8 protein-coding genes and 1 pseudogene are annotated in these 13,888 nt (G+C 52.3%); 7 read left to right on the top strand and 2 right to left on the bottom strand.

What is annotated here, in order from left to right; all coding sequences use genetic code 11:
* Nucleotides 1-189: 189 nt before the first annotated feature.
* Both L5L98_RS20510 and L5L98_RS20505 read right to left on the bottom strand, forming a co-directional pair.
* On the bottom strand, nucleotides 190-732 hold the full coding sequence (locus L5L98_RS20510; RefSeq protein ID WP_263143184.1) for a hypothetical protein: 543 nt from the start codon (nucleotides 730-732) through the stop codon (nucleotides 190-192).
* Nucleotides 729-2,342 (bottom strand): MATE family efflux transporter, encoded by a 1,614-nt coding sequence (locus L5L98_RS20505; protein WP_263143183.1) that lies wholly within the window; start codon nucleotides 2,340-2,342, stop codon nucleotides 729-731. The genes L5L98_RS20510 and L5L98_RS20505 overlap by 4 nt, the downstream gene beginning before the upstream one ends.
* A gap of 376 nt (nucleotides 2,343-2,718) precedes the next feature.
* Here L5L98_RS20505 and L5L98_RS20500 point away from each other — a divergent pair, with 376 nt between their 5' ends.
* The 7 genes and pseudogenes from L5L98_RS20500 (at nucleotide 2,719) to L5L98_RS20470 (ending at nucleotide 13,859) form a co-directional block, all read left to right on the top strand.
* The gene (locus L5L98_RS20500; RefSeq protein ID WP_219252338.1) at nucleotides 2,719-2,865 is read left to right on the top strand and encodes a hypothetical protein; all 147 of its coding nucleotides are present in this window, start codon (nucleotides 2,719-2,721) and stop codon (nucleotides 2,863-2,865) included.
* Nucleotides 2,866-4,092: 1,227 nt separating this feature from the next.
* On the top strand, nucleotides 4,093-4,341 hold the full coding sequence (locus tag L5L98_RS20495) for a heavy-metal-associated domain-containing protein (RefSeq protein WP_263143180.1): 249 nt from the start codon (nucleotides 4,093-4,095) through the stop codon (nucleotides 4,339-4,341).
* Nucleotides 4,342-4,595: 254 nt separating this feature from the next.
* Nucleotides 4,596-4,813 (top strand): annotated as a pseudogene (locus tag L5L98_RS20490) (IS3 family transposase); the annotation flags it as partial.
* 656 nt (nucleotides 4,814-5,469) lie between these two features.
* Complete coding sequence (locus L5L98_RS20485; protein WP_317633970.1) at nucleotides 5,470-6,639, top strand: efflux RND transporter periplasmic adaptor subunit; 1,170 nt, start codon at nucleotides 5,470-5,472, stop codon at nucleotides 6,637-6,639.
* On the top strand, nucleotides 6,636-9,812 hold the full coding sequence (locus L5L98_RS20480) for an efflux RND transporter permease subunit (RefSeq protein ID WP_263143177.1): 3,177 nt from the start codon (nucleotides 6,636-6,638) through the stop codon (nucleotides 9,810-9,812). The genes L5L98_RS20485 and L5L98_RS20480 overlap by 4 nt, the downstream gene beginning before the upstream one ends.
* Nucleotides 9,809-11,275 (top strand): TolC family protein, encoded by a 1,467-nt coding sequence (locus tag L5L98_RS20475; protein ID WP_317633969.1) that lies wholly within the window; start codon nucleotides 9,809-9,811, stop codon nucleotides 11,273-11,275. Before L5L98_RS20480 ends, L5L98_RS20475 begins: the two co-directional genes overlap by 4 nt.
* A 76-nt stretch (nucleotides 11,276-11,351) precedes the next feature.
* On the top strand, nucleotides 11,352-13,859 hold the full coding sequence (locus tag L5L98_RS20470; protein WP_263143175.1) for a heavy metal translocating P-type ATPase: 2,508 nt from the start codon (nucleotides 11,352-11,354) through the stop codon (nucleotides 13,857-13,859).
* Nucleotides 13,860-13,888: the final 29 nt, after the last annotated feature.

Genomic DNA, 13,888 nt, shown 5'->3' with positions numbered 1-13,888 from the left:
AGCGGCTTTTTGCATTTTAGCTATTCTAGCCTTGAGTTTCTGATTTGAAACGCAGCGCCTCCACCATATTTCACCAACAAGGCCGTCAGCACTGATGACCTTGCTGGTCTTTATCATTTAACTCTAGATTTGCTCATTCAACATGATGCCAGACAATCTCAGCCATCATTACACTTTGGGGAGTTTGTGTTAGACCATGGCAAGAGCAAAGGAATGCCAATCTGCATTAGCATAGCTGCTCACCAGATCTCGCAGGATAGTCGGTTCGCCAGCATTATCCACTGGTTGAAAAATTATCTGCAAATTCAGCGCATTGCAGTAATCCCGCCGCTCCACTACAAAAAACTGCTTCTTGTAGGGGAGTAGCAATGTGCCCTCAGCTTGCGCATTAAACTCACGCGCGGCTAAATAGCCAGTAAACCAATGATTGAGTAATGTGTCGCATTGCTTAGTGTGGAATAAGCCTCCCCAATCATCCCCTAGTATGGCTTGACCCGACAGGACTCGCTGGCAATGATGAAAATCGATAAAACCTAGCTCACGTGTAATCACTTGTTGGCAATGCTTAAGCTGGAGATCTGAGTGTGATATGCCCAATTTCGCCATTAAGGTCGCGACTCTTTGCTTGGCTAACGGCTCATCCTGCTGACAAGCTTTGAGCAGTTTTTTAGCGCGAACTTTGGTTTCATTTAATGCGATGGCGCTTGAGTCTTTCATCTTGGCTAACTTCATTTTGCATTACCTCCATGACTGACTCGATTTGCTCGCGGCACGTGAATGAAAGGCCAAATACTGATGATCAATAAACTCAAGAGACAAGCTAAGATGTCCGCAATTGGAAAGGCCATCCATAACTCAGTCAAAGCGTTTGGCATGATATTAATGTTTAATGCACCTGTGATAAATGAAATATTTGTAAAGGATAGTTGAGGTAACAGAACCAGCAGGGGCAGTAACAAACCATAGATTTTTATCCCAGATAATAGCAATGCAAGCTTAGGGCGATTTGTGCCTTGATACACAGCAATCGCAATAGCTGTGATCCCCGCCAAAGGTAGGGTGATAAACGTCACACTCGAGATTTTAATACAGGCGGCAATGAGTGCGGGGGCATCGGTGAAAATACCAAAAACCGAGGTAGGAAAACCCATAAATACAATTGTCACTATACTCAGATAACAGCAGGTCAAGACGATTCCCCATTTAGCACACGCTAACACCCGAGAAGATGCCATCGCCCCATAGTTATACGCACTGATCGTTTGCGCTGCGCTGGTAAGTGCCATGAGCGGCAGGGCGATAAAGATATTAAAGCGTCCGATCAAACCATAAGCGCTGATCATGTACGCGACCTCATTCGCCGCTGGCGTATTGGGCACTACATTGGCTAAATGACTGACTAAAATATGATTTACCGATGAGATCACGCAGGCAATCCCAAGATATGACAATAATATAGGGCTACCTAAGCCAAGAATCGCTTTTATCTCAGTGAGGTTGAGCTTTATCTGCTCAATTCTAAAACAAATAGGCTGGGCAGCTTGCTTATAAAGCGCCTGTTTACTGGCAAAACGGTTATTGGGGACAAAATAGACGGCTGCAATAAATAGACTCACACATTGACCCGCCACCGTTGCCCACGCGGCTCCGCTAACGCCCATATCTAAAACGGCAATAAAGAGTGTATCGAACAAGATGTTCATGACCGCCGACAACAAGATAACCAGCAGCATCACCACGACTTTGCCTTGTGCTCTGAGTAAATCGCCGCTAAGAGATAACAAAAAAGTGAATAGACTAAAATAGAGAATGGGTTGTAGATACTCTGTAGCAACTAAGGCAAGTGTTGAGCTTACCCCAATAAACGCCAATAAATGATCAAGCTGGGCGAGTGACAAGATAGTCACTATCACGCCGCAACATAGGGCTAACGCAAAACCAGTGTTCGCGATTTGACTCGCCTTATCAAACGCATTTGCCCCTAAAAATCGGCTCACTAAGGTCGCAGTACCATTTCCTATCATGCAGGCCAAAGCAAAAATCATCATTTGTAACGGGAAGGCAATCGTCACCCCAGCCAATGCATCGGCACCGATGTATTTTAAAATAAAATAAGAGTCGACTAAGTTGTAGCTTCCGCTGAGCATCATGGCCAATGCCATGGGTAACGCAAAGCGCAAATACAAAGTGGGGATAGCTAACGTACCTAAGGACTCAGTTGGCTGAGATCCTGAGTGATATTTCCCGTGGGAGGGTGTTTCGGTGACTGCCAAGGGAACAATGTCAGAAGGTTCAACATTGATACCGGCGGGCTTTAAAGTGTTAGCTGTTGCATGTTTCACAAACAATTCTCCTAAGTTTATTGGCATTCCGCTAAGCCAAACTTATTTGATTGCTGTGGGTTCGATATGAAATCGATTCGCAACGCTGTTAATTTATCAGAGTGATATCATCTTTTGCGGACAGGCTTCTCTGCAACCTGCCGCGTATTATTCTCATTCATCCGCCCTATGTCAAATCACCAGCTTGTCGTATTTGACGGTGGCATTGAACCACTTCACATGTTAGTAGTAGATGAGCGATAAATTAATTATCGTCATCCAACAAGCCACTTAAACCACTTTCTGTACCACAAGCTATCGCAAATTCAGTGCCTAGCGATGATATAAGAGTCCGTTGTACAAATACCTTTTAGTTGCGACACAAGCTGTCGCATCTATGCGTATAATATTAAAAAATAACGAATTGAGGTGCACTATGGATGGTCTAGTTATTGAGTCAATCAGCCTACTGACCTTGCTTGAAGTGGGTGATGTTCCATATACCGATCTGATGTTATGTTTCGCAAGCTGCCGTTTGCTGTAGTAAAAAACGTTATTGTTGATTTTACAGCTCGGGGCAGGGGGTTGGCTCGACCTTATTTAAGGAAATTGAATTTTTTGCATAAATACTAACGACTTTAAGATCATGCTTCTTAAAACCCACATCATTACCGATGACGAATGTGGGTTTTAACCTTAGAGTCTATGCTTTAAGCTAAATCGTAAGTATTTATATAGTTTTAACAGGCAACATTGCTTCATTATATGAGTGATAATTGCATCGGTTTTTGTTGCTGGCGTATTTGCAGTACATCTTCAAATTGGCAAAGTGCCAGCACGCGCGACGAGAGGTAGCAACAAACCATCATCAAGTCCCCAAGCACAAACTTAGTTAATCGTACTAATACCCAAATAAGAGCAGGTAAGATGGCCAGAAGATATCGGCGAAAAAAGCAAATCTCAGTCTGCTGCGAAATCTCATTCTGAGTGGCCACGAACACAAAACTGTGGCTTTTCATACAAAATGAGTTTGGGAAATACGTAGAAACAACGAGTTAGAAAATAAGATTTTCTTTGGGAGGCTTCAAATTTTCATAATTTATGATTTTAAGCGCTAATAAATCAATCTGCATCTGATTGAAGACTGCCGAAATATGACTTTATTTATATTTAATAATATAGTTTTTAAGTAATTTATCACTCTATTTTTATCAGAAGTGTAAGTATGGAATTAAAACGAAGACTATTTGAATTCAACGAAGACAATCTTTTGAGATAAAAAATCATGATCAAAATAACTATATTCCCTCCGGTATAATGGGTTTTTCTTGGTCGAAAGTTCCGATCCCTTGGGGGGCTATTAGTTCAAAGTTTCTTATCCCGAGTTCAGGTTAAATAAGGCTCCACGCACTAAAGCCAGCTACTGTATAACTGTCAGCAATTACAACTGTTGGAGTTTATAGCTCGCGCTAGAAGATAGGGGTTTTCATGAAATGACATTTATCCTTACTGCAGCTCTGGTGCGATCTAGAGCGGGAAAGCCGTAAAGTCAAACAGCTGGTAGAGCAGCATTAAAGGGAAGAGCAGTGAGCTACAGCAAATGCAGCAAGTACTGCAGCTGCTATCAGATTGCAGCACTGGCGACCCCTGCTCACATTATGCCATTTTGGCACAACAGGTACTGGGTAACATCACAGAAAATAAGCCTTGACCTTCTCCCTGTAGCAAGGTGCAGAATTTTAGCTGCCCACTTTAGCAAAGGAGATTTACGATGTTAACGTTAAAAATTACCGATATGACCTGCAACCACTGTTTTGGCTTGATCAACCGTGCAATAAAGGAACTTGACGCCGATGCAGTCGTAACAGCAGATCTCTCCAGCCGTAGTATCAATGTACAAAGCAGCCAATCGCAAGACGAAATACTCGACGCTCTGGAGGAAATTGGATATCCGGCCAAACCTGAGTCAACCTGTTGCAGTGTAGATAGAAGCTGCAAGTCGCAAAATACCGCCAATTGACAGTGCATCTTAGTGGAGGCTTGAGCTGTGGCAGTGAAAGTTGCATGTACAGTTTTTAGGAGAGCAGCACCTAGTAACAGAGGTGCTGCTTATCCGCCCATAACGAGTTATAAATGGATATAATTTAAAGACAGAGTAATTGAATTTGTTTCCAAAAATGTAATATCACCGCCAATATAATGGTCAGACTCTGTATACCACTGCACCTGCTCCGGTCTAATTTTATTTCAGCACTTAATTTTGAGACAGTATGGGTAGGTGCGTGTTGGGATAATGCCTTCGTTGAGCGTTTCTTTGGTAGCTTAAAACTCGATTGGATTTTTAACATTGCTCAACCAACAAGGGAGTTTTTAAGCTAGATGTGACTGTTTAAATGAAATATTAGAACTTGGAGTGACGTCATTCTGCTAATGGTGATCTGTCACCTGTAGAGTTCAAAAATTCTCAATTAAAATTGTCTAATATGGGTTGAACAGTACACTGAACGCTCACAGACAGAAGTAAATCTAATGCAATTAAGGCAATGGCACTCATGCGCTAGCCCTGCTCAAACACCTGAGTGATCACCACGAATTTAATCATAGTATCAGCTCTTCTTCATTTTGATTACTGCTCAGTCTGACACTTAAGGCCAGAACATCATTTCCTTATTTCAGCCTGTATCTGCTTAGTTCTAAGCTCTAAGTTTGCGAGCTTACATTCCTCATACCCAAGTAGTCGAACGGTAAAACTCGCCAGTGTTTAATGCTGTTTGCTTGGAACTGCAATCAGGCCATTTCTGCTGTCAGCCCTAACATGAATGCAACCAGTAGGCTAAAGCTGCCAGCAGTAATAACACTTCCAATCGCTCTCATTTGTAAGTGCAGTGGTCGTAGCAGCCAAGGCCGTATGTCTGGCTTTTTTGTCGAGGAAGTTTTCTTCTATGTGCATGCCTTAATACTTAGCGATTTTCGTCGCTGATCATGATTTTTTCGTCATCAGAGTTAGACTTCGCTGCGTCTCGCAAGGCCCCCCTTACTAATCAAAAAAAAACACTTGACCTTCTAAGCGTAGTAAGCCGGATAAATACAGTAGGAGCTACCTCGGCTCAGCAAAACTAACTGTCGACTGCTATCGAGAAAGGAAAAAATGATGAAGGTCAAACGCATAACCATAACCACTGTGGCGCTAAGCGTTGCACTCGCTATCGCAGGATGCAAGGAGGCGATGCCCTCTGTCAGTCCCGCAAAGCCACCAAGCGTTCCGGTGGCCGAAGTGATCGTTCGTCCGGTGACGCCATTTGTCGAACTCACAGGTTCGCTGACCGCGGTCAAGCGGGTTGAGCTGCGCCCGAGGGTTGCTGGCTATATTCAGAACGTAAGCCTGCCCGAGGGACGCTTCGTCGAAAAGGGCAGCGAGCTCTTTCTCATTGATCCTCGGGTGTTCCAAGCCGCGCTGAACGCCGCGACGGCGCACCTGCGCCAGGCTGAAGCGGCATCGATACTTGCCCAAACGGAATATGCACGAGCCGAACAGCTATTTGCCCAAAAGATCGTTGCTCGTGATCGCTTCGACATCGCAACCGCCTCTATGAATGCAAGCAAAGCACAGGTCGACGCCGCAAAGGCAGCGGTGGATGCCGCACAATTGGATCTGAGTTTCGCACGTGTCACGGCGCCGATCAGTGGACGTGTCGGCCAAGCCCTCGTTACAGAAGGCAACTACGTCTTCAGCGGCGAGACGCCACTCACGACTATTGTTTCTATCGATCCCATCCACGTCTATTTCGATGTAGACGAACGCACTTATTTGCGATCGCTCGCCGCAGGCCGAGACCACACTACCACGCATGGTGCACAGGCGGAAAAGGTCATGGTGGCACTGCTCACCGACAAGACGTATTCGAGGCCAGGCCGTGTCGACTTCCTCTCCAACACCAGCGATCGTGGGACGGGAACAGTGCGTATCCGCGCCGTTGTCAACAACCCCGATGGGCATTTGACGCCCGGTCTTTTTGCCAAGGTCAAACTAGAGACCGGAGCGCCGCAAGCTAGGGTTCTGGTTTCCGATTATTCGATTGGTACCGATCAAGGTAGCCACTATGTGCTCGTTGTCGGCAAAGACGACAAGACGGAATACCGGCCCGTCGATCTGGGTCCTGTGGTCGAGGGGTTGCGCGTGATCGAACAAGGTCTACAGCCCGGCGAGCACATTGTCGTCAAGGGGCTGGTAGGCCCGGGCATGCAGGTCACGCCACAGTCCGCTGCGATTGACGGTACACCTATTGCGGTGTCACAAACCTCGGGAGCCGTACAATGACATTCCCACGTTTCTTCATCGATCGCCCGATTTTTGCCATCGTTCTTTCAGTTTTGATGGTGCTCGCTGGCATCGTTGCTTTCTTCCAATTGCCGCTCAGCGAGTATCCGACCGTGACGCCGCCGACGGTTCAGGTGACCGCTTCCTACCCGGGCGCCAATCCCAAGGTGATTGCTGAAACGGTAGCCGCGCCACTCGAGCAGGCGATCACCGGGGTCGAGGGCATGCTATACATGTCGTCACAATCAGCCACTGACGGCCGAATGATCCTGACCGTCACGTTTGCGCAAGGGACGAATGCCGATATGGCACAGATCCAGGTACAAAACCGCGTCTCCCGAGCGCTGCCGCGTTTGCCGGAGGAGGTGCAGCGCCAAGGCGTCATCACGCAGAAGACCTCGCCGGACATCCTGATGGTGGTTCACCTATTATCGCCAGACAAACGCTACGACCCTCTCTATATTTCGAACTACGCTTACCTCCAGGTGCGCGATGATCTGTCCCGTATCCCGGGAATCAGCGACGTTCTAGTTTGGGGAGCTGGTGAATATAGTATGCGGCTCTGGCTCGATCCGAGCCTGATCGCCGCACGAGGGCTGACAGCGGGCGATGTGATTGCCGCTGTGCGCGAGCAGAACGTACAGGTGGCGGCTGGCTCCGTCGGTCAGGCTCCCAATTCCAGTGCTGCGTTCCAAGTGACAGTGAACACGCTCGGGCGGTTAACTGATGAGGAGCAGTTCGGCGACATCATCATTCGAACAGGCGGCGACGGCCAGGTGACGCGCTTGCGCGATGTCGCCCGCATTGAGATGGGGGCCGATACCTACGCATTGCGCAGTCTGCTTGACGGTGAACCTGCCGTCGCGCTGCAAATCATCCAGAGTCCGGGCGCTAACGCACTCGACGTTGCGCAGGCGGTGCGTACAACCATGCAGCGGCTTGAAGGCAACTTTCCGGAAGGACTCAGCTCGCGCATCGCGTATGACCCGACGGTGTTTGTCCGTGCCTCGCTGGAGTCGGTGGTAACCACCTTGTTGGAGGCGATTCTTCTTGTCGTTATCGTGGTGGTGCTGTTCCTGCGCAACTGGCGTGCTTCGCTCATACCCCTTATAGCGGTGCCAGTGTCGCTGATCGGCACCTTTGCCGTCATGCATCTGATGGGCTTCTCACTGAACACGTTGTCGTTGTTTGGCCTGGTGCTTTCAATCGGGATCGTCGTCGATGACGCGATCGTAGTGGTCGAGAATGTCGAACGTCACATCGAAAATGGTGAGGAACCCATTCAGGCCGCACGGCTTGCCATGGACGAAGTCACCGGTCCTATTATCGCGATCACCTCGGTACTTGCCGCCGTTTTCATTCCGACCGCTTTTCTAAGCGGCTTGCAGGGTGAGTTCTATCGACAGTTTGCGCTCACGATTGCGATTTCAACCATTCTGTCAGCAGTTAATTCACTCACGCTCAGCCCTGCGCTCGCAGGACTCTTGTTGCGCCCGCGCCAGGCGGCAATAGTGCGAGTTCCGCGCAGTTTGCGTGGCCGCGCCGATCAGTTGTTTCGGACACTAGGCCAGCCGTTCCAGCATGCACCTGACGCTTATGGCAATACGGTGCGCAAGGTCGTGCGGATTAGCGGCGTGGCGCTTCTGGTTTACGCCGGACTCCTTGCATTGACCTTCTTCGGATTCAAGGCCGTCCCGCCCGGCTTCGTGCCCATGCAGGACAAATATTATCTTGTCGCAATCGCCCAGCTGCCAAACGCCTCGTCACTGGACCGCACCGATGCAGTCGTCAAACAGATGTCGAAGATCGCGCTGACCGAATCAGGTGTCGAAAGCGTCGTTGCGTTTCCCGGCCTTTCTATCAATGGTTTCATCAATGTGCCAAATGCCGCGGTCATATTCATCATGCTCGACCCGTTTAAAGATCGCACTACACCCGATCTCAGCGCGATGGCGATTGCGGGGCGCTTGCAAGCCCAATTTGCCAGCATCCCCGATGGTTTCCTCGGCGTGTTCCCGCCACCTCCGGTGCCTGGCCTTGGCGCGACGGGCGGATTTAAGATGCAGGTCGAGGACCGCAGCGGTGCTGGGCTAGCAGCTCTGGTGCAGCAGACCCAGATCCTGATGACAAAAGCTACCGAGTCGGGCGAGGTGGCTGGGCTTATGACCAGTCTTGACATCAATGCGCCGCAGTTAGATGTCACCATCGATCGCACTCAGGTCATGAGCCAGGGGGTTCGTCTGGCGGATGTGTTTGAGTCGCTTCAGGTCTATCTCGGCTCTCTATATATCAACGACTTCAACCGCTTCGGTCGAACCTATAAGGTGACGGCCCAAGCCGATGCAGACCACCGCATGCAAGCCGAATCTATCGGCCGCCTGCAGGTGCGCAACGCGGCCGGAGATATGCTGCCGTTGTCATCCTTTGTCACTGTGACGCCAAGTGCCGGCCCAGACCGCGTGATGCACTACAACGGTTACCCTACGGCCGACATCTCGGGCGGTGCGATGGCTGGCGTCAGCTCGGGGCAGGCTGTTGCGGTCATGGAACGATTAGCCAAGGAGGTTTTGCCTGAAGGCATGAGCTTCGAATGGACTGATCTTACCTACCAGCAAAAACTGGCTGGCGATTCTGCGCTGTTCATTTTCCCATTGTGCGTGCTGCTCGCTTATCTCATCCTCGCCGCGCAATACAACAGCTGGCTGCTGCCTCTGGCGGTTCTGCTGATCGTGCCGATGTGTCTTTTGAGCGCGATTACCGGTGTCTGGCTGGCTGGGGGCGACAACAACGTCTTTGTGCAGATTGGGCTTATCGTGCTCGTCGGTTTGGCGGCCAAAAACGCAATATTGATCGTCGAGTTTGCACGCAGCCTCGAAGCTACAGGAACAAGTGCGCTGGAGGCGGTCGTTGAGGCTTGTCGATTGCGGTTGCGGCCTATTGTGATGACCTCATTGGCATTTATTGCTGGCGTCGTACCGTTGATATTGGCAAGCGGTGCTGGGGCCGAAATGCGTCAGGCTATGGGGATTGCGGTCTTCGCAGGTATGCTCGGCGTGACATTGTTCGGATTATTCCTGACGCCGGTTTTTTATGTAGTGATACGTGGCTTGGAGGCTCACTTCGAGCGGCACAGTTCAAGTGCTAAGCCGCACATTGAGGAGAGCATGTCATGAGAAGCCCCTACCAAGCAGTTCTGTTACCCCTGAGTGCGCTCATCTTGACTGGATGCGCGGCGGTGGGCCCAAACTACTCACTACCTTCATCGCAGTTTCCGGCCAGTTTCAGTGAGCCTCCCGCCGGTCTTGGAACAGGGGCCGTTGAGGTGAAGTGGTGGGGCACCTTCGACGATCCAGCTCTGAACATCATGATCCAGCAGGCGCTCGCGGCGAACCATGACATAGGTATCGCTGTCGTTCGGCTCGAAGAGGCAAAGGCCATGTTGGGTGAGAGCCGTCAGGGCTTCCTGCCGAGCGGTGGCGCTGAGCTTGGTTATGAGAACCGTCGCCGGAGTGAGGTCGAGACGCCCCATAGTCAGTCGCGTCAGATAGAAACCTATCGCGGCGCGGTAGACGCTTCCTGGGAAATCGATCTTTTTGGCCGTGTGCGGCGATCGGTGGAGGCCGCTCAGGCGCAAGCAGGTTCCCGCGAGGCTCTGCTGCGTGGTGTGCAGGCGGGGGTCGCTGCTGCGGTGGCTGCCACTTGGTTCGAGCTACGCGGTATCGAGGCCGAACTAGCTGTAGCCGCCGACATCAGCCAAAGCCAGCGCGAAAGCCTGAGCCTGGTCGAACGTCTCGTGCACGCCGGTTCTGCCAGCGAATTCGACCAGCTCCGTGCCGAGGCCTTGTTGCACCATGTCGAGGTGGCCGTGCCAGAATTGGAGCGCCGCCGTGCGGCCTCCAGCAATGCACTGGCCATCCTTCTTGGCGAAACGCCCCAGACGTTTAGACCACCCGCTGTAACGCCTGCGCGTGAAGCGCTTGCTGTTCGAATAATCGCCGTGGGCGATCCCGCAGCACTCCTTTCTCGGCGTGCTGATATTGCGGCGGCTGAACGGACTCTTGCTGCGGCGACCGCTCGGATTGGGTTCGAGACGGCTGGTCTCTACCCCGAGATCCAAGTGCATGGTTCAATCGGGCTTGTTGCTGGAAGTCTCGATGAAGTAAATGGCTCCGGAGTGTTGTCCAGCTTCCTTGGCCCGGTCATTCGCTGGTCTCTTTTCGATACTGGGCGCGTGCGTGCCCGCATCGCCGCCAGCGAGGCACGTACCCAAGAGGCGTTGATCGTCTACGACCAGACCGTGTTGCGCGCACTGCAGGAAACTGAGGATGCCTTCAAAGCCTATGGCGCCGCGGGTAGCACGCTTGAGCTGCGTCTGCTTGAGTCAGCTGCAAATCGCGAGGCGGCTCGTCTTGCCCATGTGCGGTTCTCAGCTGGTGAAGGCATCTACCTTGATGTGCTCGAAGCCGAACGGTCCGACTTTGCAAGCCGGCGTGCGCTGGCAATCGCTCGCACCCACCAACGGCTTGCCGTTGTCAGTATCTACAAGGCGCTGGGTGGCGGTTGGGAGATCTGCGCGCAGGCGGATCAGGACTGCAGTGGCGCCGACGGCATTTCGAACGGACGCGTCGTGAAATAAATCACACATAGGACTTGACCTTCCCATAGCTGGAAGCATTAAGCTTTTTTTAACTCAACATTTAAGGAGTAGTTCAATGGCTTCTGTTTCCTTGCCACAAAACGCCAATCAATCCGTGTCCGCAGGCACTCGTCTGAGCCTGCCTGTCGAAGGCATGACGTGTGCATCATGTGTCGGCCGTGTCGAGCGAGCGTTGAAAGCGGTCCCCGGGGTGCAGACGGCCGTGGTCAATCTCGCTACCGAACGCGCCGACATGACTTTCACCGGCGTAGCCGATCCGCAGGCGGTTGTCCACGCCATTCAGAACGCTGGCTACACCATTCGCGAAGAGACCATCGAGTTGGCGATCGAGGACATGACCTGCGCATCGTGTGTGGGCCGGGTAGAGAAAGCGCTCGTAAAAATTCCGGGTGTGCTCGAAGCCACTGTAAATCTGGCGACCGAGCGCGCGAGGGTGCGCCATTTTGCAGGGGTCGTCTCCACGGCAGATCTTGAAGCCGCTGTCGAACAGGCGGGTTACAAGTCCCGTCGCTTGTCCGCCGAAACGGCGAATGCTGGCGATCAGGACACTGAGCGTCGTGAGAGCGAGGCGCGGGCACTGCGACGTTCTTTCATCACTGCAGCCATCCTCACCTTGCCCGTATTCATCCTTGAGATGGGCTCTCACCTTATTCCCGCCATGCATCATTGGGTGATGGGGGTTCTGGGGCAACAGACCAACTGGTATGTGCAGTTCGTGCTCGCCACCCTGGTCCTGTTCGGTCCGGGTCTGCGCTTCTTCCTAAAAGGGGTACCGGCGTTGCTGCGTGGTGCTCCCGACATGAACTCACTGGTCTCGGTCGGCACCGCGGCGGCTTATGGTTATTCGATCGTCGCAACCTTTGCCCCTGAAGCGCTGCCGCAAGGCACTGCCAACGTCTATTTTGAAGCTGCTGCTGTCATCGTTACCTTGATCCTGCTCGGACGCATGCTGGAGGCGCGCGCCAAGGGGCGAACCTCGCAAGCGATCAAGCGGCTCGTCGGACTTCAGGCTAAGACCGCATGCGTCCAGCGCAACGGCGAAACGTTTGAAATACCGCTCGATCAGGTGATGACTGGTGGCATAGTGCTCGTTCGTCCGGGCGAGAAGATTCCGGTCGACGGCGAAGTCGTCGAAGGTGCCTCCTATGTTGACGAGAGCATGATCACCGGTGAGCCGGTGCCCGTATCTAAAGGGGTGGGAGCCGAAGTTGTCGGTGGCACTATCAACAAGACGGGCGCTTTCAGTTTTTGCGTCACCAAGGTCGGCGCGAATACGGTGCTCGCGCAGATCATTCGTCTGGTCGAGCAAGCGCAGGGGTCAAAGCTGCCGATCCAGGCGCTGGTCGACAAAGTGACCATGTGGTTCGTCCCAGCGGTGATGGCAGCTGCCACGCTGACCTTCCTAGTCTGGCTAATCTTCGGCCCGTCCCCAGCGCTGACCTTTGCGCTCGTTAATGCGGTCGCGGTTCTTATTATCGCTTGTCCGTGCGCTATGGGACTGGCAACGCCGACCTCAATCATGGTTGGCACCGGCCGTGCGGCCGAGCTCGGCGTACTCTTTCGTAAGGGCGAAGCCTTGCAGGCGTTGCGCGATGTGAGCGTTATCGCGCTCGACAAAACTGGCACGCTGACCAAAGGACGCCCCGAGCTGACCGATCTCGTGCCTGCCGAGGGATTTGAATACAACGAAGTTCTTGCTCTTGTTGCGGCCGTCGAGACCCGCTCCGAGCACCCGATTGCCGAATCGATCGTCACAGCCGCAAAGCAGTTGAACCTCGCCCTTGCACCTATTGAGAGCTTCGACGCAACACCGGGCTTCGGCGTGTCGGCCAAGGTCGCAGGTCGTACCGTCGCCGTCGGTGCGGATCGGTTTATGACGCAGCTCGGTCTGGATGTGTCGAGCTTGCAGTCCACCGCCCTGCGTCTTGGCGAGCAAGGCAAGAGCCCACTTTATGCCGCGATCGACGGCCGCTTGGCAGCGGTGATTGCAGTCGCAGATCCAATCAAAGATACAACGCCTGAAGCAATCAAGGCGCTGCACGCGCTCGGACTGAAAGTCGCGATGATCACTGGCGACAATGCGGCGACCGCTGCGGCGATCGCCGAGCAGCTTGGCATCGATGAAGTCTTAGCCGAGGTCCTCCCCGATGGTAAAGTCGAGGCGCTGAAGAAGTTCCGGAACAATGGCGCGCAAGTCGCCTTCGTGGGAGACGGTATCAACGACGCGCCAGCACTCGCCGAAGCTGATGTTGGGCTCGCTATCGGCACGGGAACCGATGTAGCGATAGAAGCTGCTGACGTGGTGCTAATGTCGGGCGACTTGCGTGGAGTGACGAATGCGATCGCGCTTAGTCAGGCCACGATCCGTAACATTAAGCAGAACCTTTTCTGGGCCTTCGCCTACAACGCCGTGTTGATCCCGGTTGCGGCGGGTGCGCTCTACCCGTTGAATGGCACCTTGCTTTCGCCAATTTTCGCAGCGGCCGCAATGGCACTTTCCAGTATATTTGTGCTCGGCAACGCGCTCCGACTCAAGCGTTTCAGGGCTCCGATGATGGTTTAAACCCACACCAAGTCATTGGCTTTTGGGGT

The organism is Shewanella sp. SM23, assembly GCF_025654295.1.
Lineage (GTDB): Bacteria > Pseudomonadota > Gammaproteobacteria > Enterobacterales > Shewanellaceae > Shewanella > Shewanella oncorhynchi.
The sequence above is the reverse complement of the archived record's forward strand: the minus strand, read 5'-3'. Positions and strand labels throughout refer to the sequence as shown.